This window comes from Sphaerospermopsis kisseleviana CS-549 (genome assembly GCF_028329225.1).
In the GTDB taxonomy this organism is placed as follows: Bacteria; Cyanobacteriota; Cyanobacteriia; order Cyanobacteriales; family Nostocaceae; genus Sphaerospermopsis; species Sphaerospermopsis kisseleviana.
The window spans coordinates 30153-46883 of the sequence record NZ_JAQMTI010000255.1 but is presented as its reverse complement, the minus strand read 5'-3'; the positions used below and the strand labels follow the sequence as shown (position 1 = coordinate 46883).

The window sequence follows — 16731 nt, the reverse complement described above, 5'->3', positions numbered from 1 at the left end:
CTTTTAACATACTCCCCTCCTTTTTTCTGACTGGAGGGGATTTTATTACTTTATTGACCCACTGACTTCACAAATTCCCCCCTGGCGTTCACGAAGTGCAGCGTAGCTATCGCTCTTCCTCATAACTAGCAACTTGGGTTAGTATAGTCACGATATACTAAGAATAATATACAGCAGATTTCATTCCTATGAGGTACAAATCATAATAATGAAACTCCTGTGGGGTGGGCATCTTGCCCGCCAATAGTGTACCTCATTACACCAGAAAGTGCTGTATATTATCGCCAACCATGATTACAATGGGTACTCGCACCTCCTCAACCCTAAACCCTAAAGAGCGATCGCCTCATCCTAAATATCCAATGATAAAATCAAGAAAACTCAAAACAATCCACCAATGACAGCTACACTGGTTAAACCCTCCCAATTCCTACCAGAAGGAATCTGTATCAAGCGTATTAATAACCTCACCCTCTTCAAATTTACCGATCAACTAGGAGAACGGATGCAAGAACTCCTTGATAAAAATAAATTGAATACCCTCACCCCAGAAGAAGCAATAGAATTAGAAGCCATAGGAGAACTTGACGACATATTCAGTTATATTAACGCTGCTGTTGCTGCTCAAGAAAATGCCCATTCCTAAATCTCTTTATGAGCAGGTGAGACAACGCGCTCAATGTCGCTGTGAATACTGTCACTACCCTGAACTTCTCAGCACAGCACCCCTTTCCATTGACCATCTGCAACCCCAATCTCTGGGAGGTACGGATAGTCCCGATAATCTTGCTCTGGCCTGTCGTCGTTGCAACGAAAGACGCTACAACTTCACTACAGGTATTGATCCTGATACGGGAAAAGAAACTCCTTTATTTAACCCTCGTCAGCAAATTTGGTCTGAACATTTTATTTGGACATCTGACGGTTTGTGTATTATTGGTACGACTCCTACAGGAAGGGCAACTTGTGAACGTCTTGATCTAAATGATGAACGTCGAGGAGAAAAATTTATTCAAAAATCTCGACAAAGATGGGTTGAAAGCGGTCTACATCCTCCTGAAGATGATCCACAAGAATCAGAGTAATTTGTGCGATCGCCTCATCCTAAATATCCAATGATAAAATCAAGACAACTTAAAACCATCCAGTCATAACAAATGCGATCGCACCGTGAGCTTCACTAACCCACAATCATGAAACTTGTGGAAAAATAGAAATATAAAATTCTCTCTACCATGAAAATTATGAACGCCATAGAACTATTTCCCACCCTGCGAAATCTAACTCGTGCAGATAAGCTAAAAGTCATGCAGTTTCTAGTATCAGAATTAGCTAAAGATGAAGAACCATCATTAGAACAGGGAGCAACTTATTCTATTGTGTCCCCGCTAAATTCTCATGCTGCTGCACATCAACTAGCCCAACTACTAGAAGCTGATAAACAAAAGGAACATGAATAAACCTCAAAGATTTTCCTTTACAGAGGCTCTGGAATTTTAGATGGGATAATTTCATCTTTAATATGCTTATGATCTGCGTAGCCCAAATCAGGTTTGTGTTTTGCATTATCATAGCGAAATATTAAGTTGTTTTCATTGTCTTGATAATGGAATGAATAAGAGAGCTTTGCTAATGATTCTTGTAGATCAATATGTTCTTTGAAAAATAAGCGACTCCCCCGTAAAAAGCCTAAATTTCCCTGGATAAGCCCGACATAGTTTGATCTAGCATCTAAGGAAAAATTAAAAGATATAATCCACCCTTGATTCAGGTATTTTTGAATAACGATAAGAATATCAGCTTGGTAATTGTTGAGTGACATATTCTATTTAAGCGATCGCTTTCTAGTATCAAACATTAATTATTTAAAAGCTTCAATCTGATCCAAATAAACATTAATTAACTGATGATCAGCCACTAAAATTTCAATTTCTGGCCAAACTCTAGACAGAAGTAAGTGAAATTGACGTTTTCGCACATTCCCAAAGCGTAGATGTACTACTTTAGGCGGGAGTAAATCAACCATCATGCGATCGGAAAAATCTGCATCTTTGGTAACAATTACCAATTTTCTTTCTTTCGCATACTGCCATATTTGGGTATCACTTGGACTGTTACCTAAGATTGAAACATGGACAATGGGTAAAGATGGAGTAAATTGGATTTTCACGGGTAAATTTTCATCGAATAAAAACCCATTCATGCGATTTTTCTCACTTGATAATGATTCCCCATCAACTTTGCTGCAAATTGAATACAAGCATAAATATCTTCTCGTTGTAGAGAGGGGTACTCTTCCAGAATTTCCTCAATTGAATCACCAGCGCCTAAAAACTCCATAATTGTTTGTACAGAAATTCGAGTATTAGTAATAATGGGTCGTCCATTACAAATGTCTGGATGAATAGTGATTCTACTTTCCATTTTGGTTACTTCTTGTCGTTACGGATTAATTGTAGCATTTGTCTGATAGCGTGGTGCAAGCTAGATGAGGATTTACAGGATGAGGGATCTGTTTGTAAATGATGTTGCTAATTTGACGCTGATTAATTGTCTGATAGCGTAGCGTGGCGCAAGCCATATCAGGATTTCCAGGATTTCAGGATTTACAGGATGAGGGACTCGGTGGTTAATTGGTGGCGATCGCTCTGGTTGTCTGAATCAGGATTTCCAGGATTTTAGGATTTACAGGATGAGGTTGCTAATTTGATGGTGATTAATTGGTAGCGATCGCTGTGGGAATTTGTCTGATAGTTGACAGGATATAATTTATCATCGCTTAGATCCCCGACTTCTTAGAGAAGTCGGGGATCTGAATACTACTAACCAACTTCAACAAAACAATGAAGCTAGACAAAAAAGCTATTAACATTATCAATGTCGCCCAAACCGGGGAATGGACCCGTGTATCCGGTTAAATTGACCACCAAATCACGATGGGATTGAAACGCAGGAATACCATCATTTATCACCAAGTAAGTTCCGGCAATGCCAGCAGTTGTAACATTGACTAAGGCTGCACTATTTAGACGTAGAGCCTGATTTCCGACTGACGCTCCATCGGCGTCGGTGAATACATTATTCACAACATCTGCTAAAGTAGCAACGCCATAATTTTCTTTCATACCTCAAATCAGCAACGCCAAAAACCAAAACTATTGCAGAGAAGTACAATGGAAAGACTCCATGGGTATTTCACTACCTACTTGTACACTTAAAAACCTGTCGGTCATATCTATTGGTTGGGGAATAAGAAGATCGGTTTGCAGGAATTGTAGTAATTTCACAAGTTAAATTGTTGAGAGACTTTGTGTCTAGTTGCAACACGACTGTTTGTGGTAGTTGTCCCGATTGACGCAAACTTTGTGCTATCTCACGCTTAGACGGTAGGTCAGCTTTGGAAGAGTTGACATTAACTAAACTTAAACCAAAGACAGTAGATACAGTAATGGCAGAAACAGCGATCGCAGATGATATGATCTTATTCATGTCAATTCCCCCGTTTGAATAACGTACAAATTCTTATTGGGAGTAAATGCAGATAAATATGAAATTTACTACCCGACCCACAATAAAATTACGATAGTTTTAAAACATACTGACTTTAATACGCCCAAAAGAGGATGTCAAGACCTCAAAAGTATGTAAAAGCGGTAAAAAGTCTCTAAAAGTAATATCTTGTCACCAGTAAAAATTCTCACCAACCATTAGTCAAAAATTTATATCCTGTACTAAACCCGCGAAGATGGGTTTTGTCTGTGTAGTTTCACTAGAAGATGTATTAAAACCATGATAGACTTTTAAAAAGTCTTGACTTGAAGGGGATCGAGTAGTGTTAAATATTGAACAGATAATTGAAATTGCAGATAACCAAATCTTTGAGCATCAAGGACAGCATCTCAATGATTTACAAAGAGCTCACCGCTGCTGCTATGGCCTTGTTAGCTGCTACTCCGTCAATAGCTCAAGCTCAAGTTAATAACATCATCCTTAATTCCAACTCATCAACCCCCTCAACTTCAGTAGTCAATATGACCATCACTGAGTCTGAAGTTCTGGCAGCCCAAAAAGCCTGGGGAGATGCATTAGTCGCCATCTCCACCACCTACGATCAGAAGGGAAAAGCCGCAGCTAAGGCATTAGCCGAGAAGATTATTGATCAAGCCTATGGTTATCAGATGGGTGCAGTGCTGTTCAAGCCAACTTTGACAAAAGCACCACAGACTTTCCGCACAACACGCCAAGGTGCATTGGCTTATTTCGTGGGCGACGATTCTTCTTTCCCTAATGATACTGGCTTTGCCCTCAACGGATGGCGAAAGGTAGAAATTCGCAACGCTGGAATCTTCATTGTTGGTAATGTAGCTACAACAATGGGCAATGTCTTAATTACTGACAAGACTGGTAAAGTAACCACAGTGGACAAAACCTGGAAGTTCATCAAGGATACCAATGGTAAACTGCGTATTGTAGTACACCATTCCTCCCTGCCCTACAAAGATTAAAATCACCTGTTTCATCAGAAAAATAGCAGGTTGGTGAAACTAAACATAAATCACTGTAGAGATATAGAGATGTTCCATAGGTAAGAACTCTCTTCTCTACATTCTGTGCAATATTCTGTGCAATTATGATGTCTATTAGACATCTCCAAAATAGAATGTATTAATTTGTCATAAGTTGTAGGGGCGAAGCATTTGGGCGATAATTTAACGGAAAAATCAGACATCTAGATATTCCATAAGCTTCGCCCTGCCCCCATAAATAAGTTCCATAATTTCTTTTCTGGAGGTGTCTATTATAGCAGGAGTCAGGAGTCAGAAGTCAGGAGTAAGACCCTATTAGACATCTCCAAAATAGAATGTATTAATTTGTCATAAGTTGTAGGGGCGAAGCATTTGGGCGATAATTTAACGGAAAAATCAGACATCTAGATATTCCAAATGCTTCGCCCTGCCCCCATAAATAAGTTCCATAATTTCTTTTCTGGAGGTGTCTATTGGGTTGAGAGTTTCATGATTTATTGATGTCCTAACTGCTCTGTCTACGGCTATAAAACTGTCAACCAGGATAGGTAAAAATTAGCACCTTTGCCAACTCAAAAAGTGTGACATTTGCATTGTGTTATGCGATCGCCAAATTATCAAATTAATTAAGTATTAATTCAAAAAAAGCGATCGCCTGATCAATTAATTATCTACTGTAATCGCAGACTTGAGGAGGAACTTGACCTGATAAAAGTCCAGTCACTTTAAAAGGTTGTGCAGAACTTGTGGGATCAAAAGAAATCAAAGAAGCATCAATCACCTTAAAATCACCAGGTGCATTTAAACGCCATAATTTTGGAGTGTCATTAACAAGAATACTGCTGGATCTTAAATCTTTCTAAAGAAATGCAATCATCAACATAACCAGCCAGTGAATCAAGAAAAAATATTAAATTTGTAGCTATAATCAAAACAAACTTCTCAAAATTCTGATATGATAGCCATTCCCCAAAAACAGCCAAAAATGACCTTTGAGGAATATCTCAGATGGGAACTTAACCAAGATATTCGCTATGAATACATCAACGGCGAAGTTTTCGCCATGACTGGTGGTACAATTCCCCATAATGATATTGCTCTCAATCTTTACAGACCTTTATATTCTCATGTCCATCCTCAAGGTTGTCGAGTCAACGTATCAGATGTCAAAGTACAAGTTAATCCCAACAGCATCTACTTCTATCCTGATCTTGTTGTTAGTTGTCACCATGAAGATATCAACGCTCGCAAATTTATTCAACATCCGCAATTAATTGTAGAGGTGCTTTCTCCCAGTACAACCAATAAAGATAAAGGAGAAAAATTCAGATATTATTTAACAATTCCCTCCCTACAAGAATATATTTTAATTGATTCGGAAAGAATATATGTTGAGCGTTATTGTCGAGGAGAAGGGAGAATGTGGCTTTACTATCCCTACACGACTGGAGATATAATTACATTATCAAGCATTGAATTTGAATTTCCCATTGAATTATTATATGAAGGTGTAGAATTAGAGACAGAAACAGAAAATTAAACTCGAATCTTAAATCTAGAAACAAAGGAGAACATGAAAATTATGTCCAAGCGTAAAAAAAGCAACCTGCAATGGATTAAAGAAACCCTCGAACTAGATCCAAACCATCACTGGGAAGGACCTGAAGATTATAAAATATTTGTCGCTGGTAGGGGTGCAGTGCGGTTTAATGTTCCCCAAGATTGGGTATTTGAACCAAAAGAAAAATCCTTTAAATTCACAGATAAAAAACCACCTAATGATGATTGTTGTTTAGAAATTTCCTATAATCATTTACCCCCCAATGATTGGACATTATTCCCCCTCAAACGCACCTTAAAAAAAATCATAGAAGATGATAAGCGTGATGTCATTGAAACAGGGGAAATCATACAAGTTAAACGCCAAACAGCAAAAATCATGTGGGGACAAATTAAATTTATTGATACCCAAGCAGAACCTAGAGAAGCATATTCTAGAATTTGTGTAGGTTTAGGTTCTAATATTCAATGTTTAATTACCTTTGATTATTGGGCGGATCAAGCAGAACAATTAACACCTGTTTGGGATGAAGTAATGCGGAGTTTAACACTAGGTTTATATATTCGTGATCCGCGCACTGGTTTAGCTTTTCCTGATTAAAGGAAAACAAAAGAATATGAAGATTTCCACCAAGAAAGAATTATGAAAATCTCTCTTAAAACCTCATTTCTCTGTGTTCTCTGTGGTTCGTTTATTTCTTAACTTTTGCCTAAAGGTGTGTCAGATTATAATCAGATGATAAAGATTATAAATTTAATCATTTTCTTACTAACTTATCTGTTTTACACACCTTACCAACTTAAACATAATTTAAAAATCAACTAAAACTAACTTTCTATTTCTTCCTCAGTAAAAACAGGAGGCCATAATTCAGAAATAGGTAATTCCCAACCTGGTAAAAGTTCAGGAATAGTTAAAACATCATTGTTGTTAAAAACGACCGGTTCACCTTGAGAACGATAAACTGTAACAGTTTCTTCATCAGGATCAATTAAAATTCCCACCACTGCACCCAAATTAATAAAATTGATAACTTTTTTTTCTAAGGTTTTAATTCTATCACTTTGAGATTTAATTTCTACTACTAAATCAGGCACAAGTTCACCAAAATAACGGGGACTTTGACGCAACCTTGCAGCACGCACAAAAGAAACATCGGGAGCGGTTAAATTGCTATCTGGTAAAATAAAACCACCCGCAGAATCAAAAACTCTTCCTAAACGACGGGGATAAACCCAGTTAGCTAATAGTCGGCTAAAAAGAATACCTATTTCACTAGATACAATATCCGAAGGACCCACGATAGAAATGCTCCCGTTTTCTAATTCTAGATCATAATCTAAACCAGCCTCATTGATTGCACTTTGTAGTTTTTCCACATCTTTAATTGTCATGATGGGCATAGTTTTTTACTCCTTGTGGTGATTTGTTAATTGTAGCATTTGTCTGAATCAGGATGTCCAGGATTTGAGGATTTACAGGATGTGATTTATTGTTTTTTAAATAATGTTGGGTTGTATTGTTGCTTAACCCAAGTTACAGACTAAAAATTTTATCCTTTGTGCTTTCAACGCTCGTTTATTAAAACAAACTATAAGTTCTGATTTATATAATCATAATGCTTTTTGGACATTTCTCCTGACAATATACTCATATCACAAAAATCCTCTTCCGATATGTTTGCAGGAATACGATGAATAGACTGACATATTTGTAACCAGTTATCTTCATAATTCATATTCAATCCATTGGTTTTATTAAGCAAGAAAACAAACGAATACCAACCAAACTTTATATATTTATGAACATGAGGAAATCTAAACAATTCTGCATTTATGATTCCAAACCTTTGTTTAGCATGAATGGTTGTATTACGATATGGAACGGGAAAAACTATGTTGGGAAGAGACAAGTTTAAAACATTTACAAGAAAGAGGAGTTGATACAGGTTTGACAGATTATATCTGTGAAATTGAGGAACGATTAGCTACTATTATTTTATCTGAATGAGTTATAGTGCAAGCGCACTTTCCCAAATACTCAATGATAAAATCAATAAAACTAAAGATAATTTACCAATGACAACTACACTCGTTGCATAGAACCGTAATTTAAGTGTAATTTAAGTGTAATTTAAGTGTAATTTAAGTATAATTTAAGTATAATTTAAGTATAATTATTTTATCTGAGTGAAGAAAATTATTGAATTGAGAGCGATCGCACTTCCCAAACCCCAATAAGCAATACTTTTCTTTGGAAAACCTAGATTAACCATGAGACACCAAGTAAACCAAAGATTAGATTAACTTATATATACCAAATTATATCCCAATATCAATATCAATGTAATTTATTGACATAATGTGGTTGAATGTAATGTTATAGTGTTATAAAAAATAGCTGTTTATTAAGTATGCAACTGACCTGTTTCAAGCATTTGCAAATCAATCTTTCTGCTGCTGCTGCTATAGCCTTGTTAGCTGCTGCACCGTCAATAGCCAAAGCTCAAGTTAATAACACCATAAATAGTACAACCTCATCAACCCCCAAGACTTCAGTCGTTAATCTGGCGATCACTGAATCTGAAGTCTTGGCAGCCCAAAAAGCCTGGGGAGACGCATTAGTTGCCATCTCCACCACCTACGATGAGAAGGGAAAAGACGCAGCCAAAGCATTAGCCGAAAAAGTTATCGATGAAGCCTATGCTTACCAGATGGGAGCAGTGCTATTCAAGCCAACTCTGACAAAAGCACCACAGACTTTCCGCACAACACGGGAAGGTGCATTGGCTTATTTCGTGGGCGACAATCCCTCTTTTCCTGATGATAAAGGCTTTGCCCTAAAAGGATGGCGAAAGGTGGAAATTCGCAACGCTGGAATTTTCATTGATGGTAATGTAGCTACAACAATGGGCAACGTCCTAATTACTGACAAGACTGGTAAAGTAACCACAGTGGACAAGACCTGGAAGTTCATCAAGGACAACAATGGTAAACTGCGGATTGTAGTACACCATTCCTCCCTGCCCTACAACAATTAAAATCACCTGTTGCATCAGAGAAATAGCAGGTTATCCCCATCATCAATTAATTAAACCTAAAACCCCTCTCCAAACTCCTATCTTACCTCTCCCTAATCCTCTTTGAAAGAGATGTTTAGTAACAAGCAAGAAAGCAAGTTCGGGGAGGTGATTTTTATAAAAATTACTAATTTTTTGCCTAAAAAATTTTTTGCCTAAACATAGTCTAGTTAGTCTAAAAAATCCACTTGAAGAAAGTTGTTCTATATAACAAATTTCCCAAACATCGAAAATTAACAACTCCCTCAACCACTGATCAAATCATAGATTTACCACTTGCAGTTATCTATAAACAATGTTATTATATAACATAATAAAATCAATTTAATCTAAAAATTAAAATCTCAAAATTGCCCAACTAAAAAACCTAAAATTACCGCACCTTTCAAGAAACATCATCAAGTTCGGAGTAATCCCAAGAGTGCATTTGACGGAAAGGAAGACCCATCTTTTGGAATACATACTTCTCTTTCACACCAGAAGCAATTAAGTCTGGCTTCAGAGCTTTAACAAACTCTTCAAATTCAAAAGCGGTTACGTCGTCATAAACGATAGTACCGTTTTCAATGTAGTGAGTAGTACGTTTATAGTCGTCATTATGAGCGAACTCATAACCAGTACCTACCAACTTCATACCCAAATCTTGGAAAGCGGGTACAACGTGACGGGGACGTAAACCACCAACCATCATTGCAACTGTCTTACCTTCCAAACGAGGACGGTACTTAGCAACGATCGCATCCATAGAAGGCTGATATTTAGCAATAACTTTCTCAGCGTTTTCTTGGATCTTAGAATCAAATTTAGCAGCGATCGCTCTTAAAGATTCAGCAATCTTGGTAGGACCAAAGAAGTTATATTCCATCCAGGGAATACCATAAGCTTCTTCCATGTGACGGCTGATATAGTTCATAGAACGATAGCAGTGGATGAGGTTGATCTTCACATTAGGAGTCAACAACATCTCATTGATAGTACCGTCACCAGACCACTGAGCAACAACACGCAAACCAATTTCTTCTAACAGGATACGGCTTGCCCAAGCGTCACCACCGATGTTATAGTCACCGATGATTGCTACGTCGTAAGGAGTACCTTCAAACTTGAGAGTACCGTCTTTCTTAGCTTTGTCTGCTCTGGGGAATACCCAGTCACGGATTTGGTCGTTAGCGATGTGGTGACCCAAGGACTGAGACACACCACGGAAACCTTCGCAACGTACAGGAATAACGGGTTTACCGAGTTTTTTAGCAGCTGTCTTAGAAACCGCTTCGATGTCATCCCCAATTAGACCGATGGGACATTCAGATTGAACGGAAACACCACGGTTTAAGGGGAATAATTCTTCTAATTCTTCGATCAGTTTCAATAACTTCTTGTCTCCACCGAACACGATGTCGCGTTCTTGGAAGTCAGAAGTGAAGTGCATAGTACCGAAGGTATCAACACCAGTTGTACCTAAGTAGTAGTTACGACGACCAGACCAAGACCAGTAACCGCAACCTACAGGACCATGGCTGATGTGGATCATGTCCTTAATAGGACCCCAAACCACACCCTTAGAACCTGCATAAGCACAACCACGAGCGGTCATTACACCAGGTAAGGATTTGATGTTAGATTTAACACCACAATCTGTTTTACCTTCTTCGTGTACATTCAGGTGCTTTTCGCGCTTCTTAGCAGCCTTTTCGGGATAAGCTTTAAGAACGTCTTTAATCAGTTCTTTTCTTTCTTCAACAATCTTCTTGTTGTCTGGAGGAGTCATGTCTGGCCTCTATTAGCTCTTTTAGATATTGTTTAGGTAGAGAAGGGGAAGTTAATCCCCACGCTTGGGGAGGAAGGTAAAAAGGAAGTGATGTAGAGTTTTCCTTTTTCCTATTCCTCAATTACTGAATACTACTTGGTTGCAGAAGCGGGCTTGCCGATGATTTCAGCGTGCTTGGAATCATCGTCAAGAATACCGTATTCGATCAACAGAGCTTCTAATTCATCCATTTCTATTGGGGTAGGAATGGTGAGGTTCTTGTTTTCGATGATCTTCTTAGCTAATGCACGGTATTCGTTAGCTTGGTTGCTGTCAGGAGCGTACTCGTTAACGGTCATACGACGCAATTCTGCGTGTTGAACGATGTTGTCACGAGGTACGAAGTGAATCATTTGGGTGTTCAAACGTTTAGCCAAGGTTTCGATGAGTTCGTGTTCCCGGTCAGTTTTACGGCTGTTACAGATCAAACCACCTAAACGTACACCACCGGAGTGTGCATATTTCAAAATACCACGAGCGATGTTGTTTGCAGCGTACATCGCCATCATTTCACCAGAGGTAACGATGTAGATTTCTTGTGCTTTACCTTCACGGCAAAGATTATTTATCTCATAAAAATAGCTGTAGAATGTTCATTTTAGACTATGTTTGCGGTAATCATTGTCTAGAGTGAACGGTTTTTTTATTAGGGTAAATCTAGGGTATGGACAGAACACAGGAAGCATTTGCCGATTTTCACCAAACAGCTATTACCGATGGGGGATATTTAGGTAGAATGCAAGCAGTAAATGAACAAGAAAATCATCTAACGGCAAAATTAACTACAGAATTAAAAGCAATTAATGGTAGATTAAAAGCGGCTAATGTTGGTGTTTATATCCGCAAATCTGGCAATTCTTTACAGTTGAGATGCACCTTACCTATTAAACCAGGGGATATTGATAAAAACGGTAGCGGTACAAAACAATATGATATTTCTTTGGGTATTCCTTTTAATTTTGATGGGTTGAATACTGCGGAAGAAGAGGCTTATGAATTAGGAAAGTTAATTGCTAGAAAACAATTTCAATGGACTGATAAATATTTAGGGAAAACTCGGATTAAAGCTAATTTAAAAACCATTGGTGATTTAATTGCAGATTTTGAGAAAAGTTATTTCCAAACTCGGAAAAAAACTTTAAAAAGTGAAAATACTTTTAGCAGTTATTTTTATATTGCTCAAAAGCATTTACCCAAGGATAAACTAGCGATAGATGCTAATTTTATCGAAGCTGTGCAAAATTGCCAATCTTCTGATAGTGTGAAAAATGAATTGATTAAAGTAATTCGGGTTTTGTGTAAATGTTCTGGTTTAGAAGTTCCTGAATTAAGCAATTTAAAAATTAAACCTACTGCAAAACGTAAACGCGATATACCCACTGATGTGGAAATTGAAAAAGAATATTTGAAGTTTGAAAATTACGCCATTAACCGACCAAGTAAGTTAACAACTAGAGAAGATAGAAATAATTGGAAATTGTGGAAATGGGTTTATGGAATGTTAGCAACTTATGGTTTAAGACCTATTGAAATTTTTGTGAAACCGGATTTAGATTGGTGGTTATCTGCCGATAATACCATGAATACATGGCGAGTTAATGAAGAATGTAAAACCGGAGAAAGGGAAGCTTTACCATTATATCCTCGTTGGGTAGAAGAGTTTAATTTAAAAACAGATTTAGAAGCAATTGAATTATTGAAATTGAAAATTCAAGATAAAATAACGAGTAAAGAAATCAACGCTGCGCGACATGGTACAGATAGATGGTTTAGATTTGTCGGTGTGAATTTTCAACCTTATGATTTACGTCACGCTTGGGCAATTCGAGCGCATTTAATGGGGATTCCTATTAAAGCGGCGGCTGATAATTTGGGTCATTCTGTGAATATGCACACATCCATTTATCAGAAGTGGTTTAGTTTGGAAAATCGGAAGGTTGCAATTGAGGAAGCAATTAAGAAAAAATCGAAAGTTGAAGAATTGCAAGAGATGGTAATAATGTTGGAACAGGAAAATGAGAGGTTAAGAATTGAGAATGAAAGATTGAAATTGCAGATGGGACACAGTTTGATGAAAATTGAGTTAAGATAAGATATTAGCCTCACTCACAGACACTGAGGCGCAAAAATAATTTTATAAAACTAGGAATGTTACAAGATATGTCTTATAGTCAATTTACATCTATAGGTAAGGTTAAAGAAGCTTTTGGGTTAAAAACTCAGGAAGGTGGGCGTTTTATTCCTGAAGTTGCCAAAATTGAACCTTCTACGACGTTAACAGCATATTTAGCAGAAAGTTTACCCCTTGCTGCTTCTGCTAGTGAAAAAGCACGTTCTGAAGGGATTATTTATCCAGTTTTGTTAGAAGTAAGAAGAATTTTAAATCGGCAAATTAGTTTATTTTCTGGTGAAGATTTTACAGTTGATGAGTCGGTGGGATTAAATGGAATATGTGACTTTCTGTTAAGTCGTTCTCCTGAAGTGTTGGAAATTGAAGCACCTGTAATTGTGATTGTAGAAGCCAAAAAAGCAGATTTAAGAACTGGGTTTGGACAGTGTATTGCAGAGATGGTAGCTGCACAGAGATTTAATCTTGCTAAACATAATCCTCTTAGTATTGTTTATGGTGCAATTAGTAGCGGTACACAATGGCGATTTTTAAAGTTAGAGGGTGATATTGTAACTATTGATTTAGCTGATTATCCTTTACCTCCTGTAGATGAAATTTTAGGGATGTTAGTTTGGATGATGGAAAATGATGGATAGTCAATTAATAATTTCCTACAGTTCAGGAATAGTTCACCATTAATTGTATTAACTAAAATTAACGCACCTCACAACCCACACACCGGAAATGCGTTAGCGTAGCTAACCGCAGGTATCACCTACATACAGTTAGCAAAAAAAATTTAATCTTCATTAAATTCACCATCAAAATCAGTCAGTGAAGCTTCTTCTGCTTCAATTTCATCAATTTCCTGATCTATCATTCCTAGTTCTTTCTTTGCAAATACACGCCGCGCCCTTTGATCTAAAATTTTAATGATGTTGGTTTTATCTTCCTTAATTGCCTCAATATCTTCTTTTTGAATCAATACCATATAGTAACGAGAAACTTCCATCATTCTATAAGCATATTGAAAAGCATCTCTAGTAAATTCTCCAGTAGTTACAATCATCACTACATCAGCACCAGTTACAAAAGTCATCCCGACTTCTTTAGCTAATACTTCCACATCTACCCGTTTGGTATTTTTACATTGAATTTGCCAACGGTGATAAACAAAGCGATCTGAAGCTGCTAATACATCTACTTCACCTTGGCCTGTTTCATAATCTCGTTTACGCCATTTTGTAAACCGTAAGCTAGTTAAACGAATCATCCAAATTGCCAGTAATTCTAATGCTTTACCCTTAATATGTTTATCAGGATGATCTAAATCTTTAACAACATCTTCAAAACTACGATTTAGCTCAGTTTGGGATATTTCTGTCATGTCTGCAATAGATTCTAGCAGTTTAGACAGTAATTCTTTTTGTGTTTTTTCTGTCAGCTTCACAAGGTTGGGTTTAGCACCTCTACCACCAGTAGTTTTTTCGGTTTCAATTAATCCTGCATTTACTAAAGGTTGAATAATATCTTTAACAAATGATTTGGAGGGAAATCTTACTTTATAAACGCTGATGGCATATTTAACAATATCATTCCATTTTGTTAATTCTGTAATGCTCATCTGAAGCATTGCCAACAAGAAATATTTTTGCTCTGAAGTGAGTGTATAAAGTTCATCAATATAATCCTTATCAAGTTCTAAGATATCGTATACTTGATCCCAGTTAATTTGATATTGTTTTTCAAATACTCCAGCTTCTTGTAACCATTGCCGCATAGTGCTGACATATATGGCATTGGGAGATATCGAATAGCCCATTTCTTGTAATTCATAACCAATTAAATCTAGTTTTGGTTGATCACCTCTACTATTTATTGCTTCTATCGCTTTTAAAAGGTGCATTCCTGTTAAGTTTGTCAGGATATGACGGGCAAAAATGATAGCTACTTCTTGGGGATCATTTTTATGTTCTAAAAGCTCATTACCAAGGGTAGATACTTGATACTGCCAATCATCATTTTCTATGGATTCAACCAACTTGTAAGCACGGAGAGAAAGAAATGTATTCATAGCCAATTTACTACGATTATCTTCTTTCTGTGAAGCATTTTGTGTTGAGTGCTGGGAATAATATTTTTTGGCAATAGCATCCTGTAAAGCACGACGATCTGGTTGATAATATATACACAGTTCTACCAAATCAGTTAATTTCATGGTTTTGGGTTCAAACTGATGCCCATAGGTAAATTTTAATTTCTGCTCTGTCATGTTATTATTAGTTGATTGAAATAGGTCTAGTTGATACGGAGTATTTTGATCAGTTTCTGGGGAAACTTTATTAAATTCAGGAGCTAAATTTAAAGCTTTTGTTTTTAGTGATTCTCTATCTCTCAGTGGAGTAACAACTAATGGGGCATCATTTTCAAATCGAAATTTTGATGCTTGAATATAATTTTCATCTAATTCAAATGCTAACCAACGTCGCTCTAGTGTTTCCGCAACGCGCCCTGTAGTATTTGATCCAGCAAATGGATCTAAAACTAAATCACCTGGTTCTGTACAAAGTCCAATTACAAATTCAGGTAAAGCTTGAGGAAAGCGAGCAGGATGAGGTTTAATTCCTTCTTCTTTACAGCGTCTTTGATAATAATCATTGGAGGCAGTATTAGAAGCAGAAATGACATTTACAGGTTGTCCCATATCATTTTCTAAAATCCAATTAAATTCAGCTAATATTGGTTTACCAATTAATGTAGATGAACCAAATTCGGAATCAGAAATAATATTTGGAGGAATTGCACCACCGCGATCATTTTTAAATTTAGTAGAAATATCATGGCCAGATGGACGCAGTTTTGCTTCATACCCATTTTTCAACAGGTTTTTCATGGCATCACTATAAGGGCGTAAAACTCGCTTATTACTTGCTTTTGGATGGGGATCTTTCGATAACCACCAAACAGTATTTACAGCATCTTTTACCCGCTCTCTACGCACTGTCACCCATTCCGCAGGGGTAGGAAGTTTTGCTGGGTTATACCAAAAAAGCTCTTGTGCGAGATAAAAACCTAGTCCTCCTTTTGACTTGGGTTTGCATAGTTCTATAACTAATTCAAAATGATATAGCGATCGCACTGGGACACCTTTATGCCAAGTACCACCAATATCTATTACTAATGATCCTTGTGGTTTCAGAATGCGGTAGAATTGACGAGCAAAGGTTTTAAACCATTCAATATATTCATGAGCATCTACGTTACCGTATTCTTTTTTACGCACTAGCGCAAAGGGTGGAGAGGTACAAATTAAATCAATACTCTCATCAGGTAGTTCTGCCATCAGTTCTAGGCTGTTTCCTAAGTAGGCAGCACCTAAGTTAGTAGTGTAATATGGTTGACTATCAATTTTTATTGAATTATCTAGGGTTGACAGGGTTGGCACAGTTTTATTTTCCTATAGCAAGTTCTGTAAATATAGATAGAGTAGCAAAATATCAGAAAAGCGATCGCTCTCCACAACCTACACACCAGAAAAGCGATCGCACCTCCACAACCCACACACCGGAAAAGCGGAAAAGCGATCGCACCCACAACCCAACACAGTCATAGCTTCCTACTATACCGAAAAGCCTGGCTATAGACAGT

General features: G+C 37.2%; 19 protein-coding genes and 2 pseudogenes. 11 read left to right on the top strand and 10 right to left on the bottom strand.

What is annotated here, in order from left to right:
* Nucleotides 1-397: 397 nt before the first annotated feature.
* The 3 genes from PN497_RS19920 to PN497_RS19910 all read left to right on the top strand — a co-directional run bounded on the left by PN497_RS19920 (nucleotide 398) and on the right by PN497_RS19910 (nucleotide 1460).
* Nucleotides 398-646 carry a hypothetical protein gene (locus PN497_RS19920; RefSeq protein ID WP_096568550.1) on the top strand — a complete coding sequence of 83 codons (249 nt, stop codon included), beginning with the start codon at nucleotides 398-400 and terminating at the stop codon, nucleotides 644-646.
* The gene (locus PN497_RS19915; protein ID WP_096568553.1) at nucleotides 633-1085 is read left to right on the top strand and encodes an HNH endonuclease; all 453 of its coding nucleotides are present in this window, start codon (nucleotides 633-635) and stop codon (nucleotides 1083-1085) included. The genes PN497_RS19920 and PN497_RS19915 overlap by 14 nt, the downstream gene beginning before the upstream one ends.
* A gap of 159 nt (nucleotides 1086-1244) precedes the next feature.
* Nucleotides 1245-1460 (top strand): hypothetical protein, encoded by a 216-nt coding sequence (locus PN497_RS19910; RefSeq protein ID WP_096572694.1) that lies wholly within the window; start codon nucleotides 1245-1247, stop codon nucleotides 1458-1460.
* Between the two features lie 17 nt (nucleotides 1461-1477).
* Here the strand turns inward: PN497_RS19910 and PN497_RS19905 are convergent, their stop codons facing one another.
* The 5 genes from PN497_RS19905 to PN497_RS19885 form a co-directional block, all read right to left on the bottom strand.
* Entirely contained in the window at nucleotides 1478-1822 is a 345-nt protein-coding gene (locus PN497_RS19905; RefSeq protein WP_096568558.1) for a toxin-antitoxin system TumE family protein, read from the bottom strand.
* A 39-nt stretch (nucleotides 1823-1861) separates the two neighbouring features.
* Nucleotides 1862-2203, bottom strand: coding sequence for a DUF5615 family PIN-like protein (locus PN497_RS19900; RefSeq protein ID WP_190648120.1), 342 nt, complete (start codon nucleotides 2201-2203; stop codon nucleotides 1862-1864).
* Nucleotides 2200-2424, bottom strand: coding sequence for a DUF433 domain-containing protein (locus PN497_RS19895; RefSeq protein WP_027404290.1), 225 nt, complete (start codon nucleotides 2422-2424; stop codon nucleotides 2200-2202). Before PN497_RS19895 ends, PN497_RS19900 begins: the two co-directional genes overlap by 4 nt.
* A 425-nt stretch (nucleotides 2425-2849) precedes the next feature.
* Nucleotides 2850-3125 (bottom strand): bluetail domain-containing putative surface protein, encoded by a 276-nt coding sequence (locus tag PN497_RS19890; protein ID WP_096568561.1) that lies wholly within the window; start codon nucleotides 3123-3125, stop codon nucleotides 2850-2852.
* A gap of 73 nt (nucleotides 3126-3198) precedes the next feature.
* Entirely contained in the window at nucleotides 3199-3489 is a 291-nt protein-coding gene (locus tag PN497_RS19885) for a hypothetical protein (protein WP_096568564.1), read from the bottom strand.
* 413 nt (nucleotides 3490-3902) lie between these two features.
* Between PN497_RS19885 and PN497_RS19880 the strand changes: the two genes are divergently transcribed.
* The 3 genes from PN497_RS19880 to PN497_RS19870 all read left to right on the top strand — a co-directional run bounded on the left by PN497_RS19880 (nucleotide 3903) and on the right by PN497_RS19870 (nucleotide 6687).
* A complete protein-coding gene (locus PN497_RS19880) occupies nucleotides 3903-4505 on the top strand; it encodes a hypothetical protein (RefSeq protein WP_272110781.1) in 603 nt (200 codons plus the stop codon).
* A gap of 976 nt (nucleotides 4506-5481) precedes the next feature.
* Nucleotides 5482-6066, top strand: a complete 585-nt coding sequence (locus PN497_RS19875; protein ID WP_096568567.1) for a Uma2 family endonuclease — start codon at nucleotides 5482-5484, stop codon at nucleotides 6064-6066.
* Nucleotides 6067-6108: 42 nt separating this feature from the next.
* Nucleotides 6109-6687 (top strand): hypothetical protein, encoded by a 579-nt coding sequence (locus PN497_RS19870; protein ID WP_096568570.1) that lies wholly within the window; start codon nucleotides 6109-6111, stop codon nucleotides 6685-6687.
* Between the two features lie 227 nt (nucleotides 6688-6914).
* On the opposite strand, the gene PN497_RS19865 is transcribed toward PN497_RS19870, so the two are convergent.
* On the bottom strand, nucleotides 6915-7490 hold the full coding sequence (locus PN497_RS19865; RefSeq protein ID WP_096568573.1) for a Uma2 family endonuclease: 576 nt from the start codon (nucleotides 7488-7490) through the stop codon (nucleotides 6915-6917).
* A gap of 475 nt (nucleotides 7491-7965) precedes the next feature.
* On the opposite strand from PN497_RS19865, the gene PN497_RS19860 reads away from it, so the two are divergent.
* Together PN497_RS19860 and PN497_RS19855 are read left to right on the top strand one after the other, a co-directional pair.
* The gene (locus PN497_RS19860; protein WP_268932455.1) at nucleotides 7966-8097 is read left to right on the top strand and encodes a hypothetical protein; all 132 of its coding nucleotides are present in this window, start codon (nucleotides 7966-7968) and stop codon (nucleotides 8095-8097) included.
* A gap of 403 nt (nucleotides 8098-8500) precedes the next feature.
* Nucleotides 8501-9127, top strand: a complete 627-nt coding sequence (locus tag PN497_RS19855; RefSeq protein ID WP_096568577.1) for a hypothetical protein — start codon at nucleotides 8501-8503, stop codon at nucleotides 9125-9127.
* Between the two features lie 424 nt (nucleotides 9128-9551).
* Here PN497_RS19855 and nifD read toward each other — a convergent pair whose 3' ends face one another.
* Nucleotides 9552-10934, bottom strand: coding sequence for a nitrogenase molybdenum-iron protein alpha chain (nifD, locus tag PN497_RS19850; RefSeq protein ID WP_096568580.1), 1383 nt, complete (start codon nucleotides 10932-10934; stop codon nucleotides 9552-9554).
* A gap of 131 nt (nucleotides 10935-11065) precedes the next feature.
* Nucleotides 11066-11527, bottom strand: a pseudogene (gene nifH / locus PN497_RS19845) (nitrogenase reductase); the annotation flags it as partial.
* Between the two features lie 110 nt (nucleotides 11528-11637).
* Between nifH and PN497_RS19840 the strand changes: the two are divergent.
* Both PN497_RS19840 and PN497_RS19835 read left to right on the top strand, forming a co-directional pair.
* Entirely contained in the window at nucleotides 11638-13065 is a 1428-nt protein-coding gene (locus PN497_RS19840; protein WP_096568583.1) for an integrase, read from the top strand.
* 68 nt (nucleotides 13066-13133) lie between these two features.
* A complete protein-coding gene (locus PN497_RS19835) occupies nucleotides 13134-13739 on the top strand; it encodes a hypothetical protein (protein ID WP_096572696.1) in 606 nt (201 codons plus the stop codon).
* 143 nt (nucleotides 13740-13882) lie between these two features.
* Here the strand turns inward: PN497_RS19835 and PN497_RS25965 are convergent, their stop codons facing one another.
* Together PN497_RS25965 and PN497_RS25960 are read right to left on the bottom strand one after the other, a co-directional pair.
* Complete coding sequence (locus tag PN497_RS25965) at nucleotides 13883-14356, bottom strand: restriction endonuclease (protein ID WP_228051702.1); 474 nt, start codon at nucleotides 14354-14356, stop codon at nucleotides 13883-13885.
* A gap of 1152 nt (nucleotides 14357-15508) precedes the next feature.
* Nucleotides 15509-16498 (bottom strand): annotated as a pseudogene (locus tag PN497_RS25960) (DNA-methyltransferase); the annotation flags it as partial.
* 23 nt (nucleotides 16499-16521) lie between these two features.
* Here PN497_RS25960 and PN497_RS19820 point away from each other — a divergent pair.
* Complete coding sequence (locus PN497_RS19820) at nucleotides 16522-16695, top strand: hypothetical protein (protein ID WP_272110780.1); 174 nt, start codon at nucleotides 16522-16524, stop codon at nucleotides 16693-16695.
* Nucleotides 16696-16731: the final 36 nt, after the last annotated feature.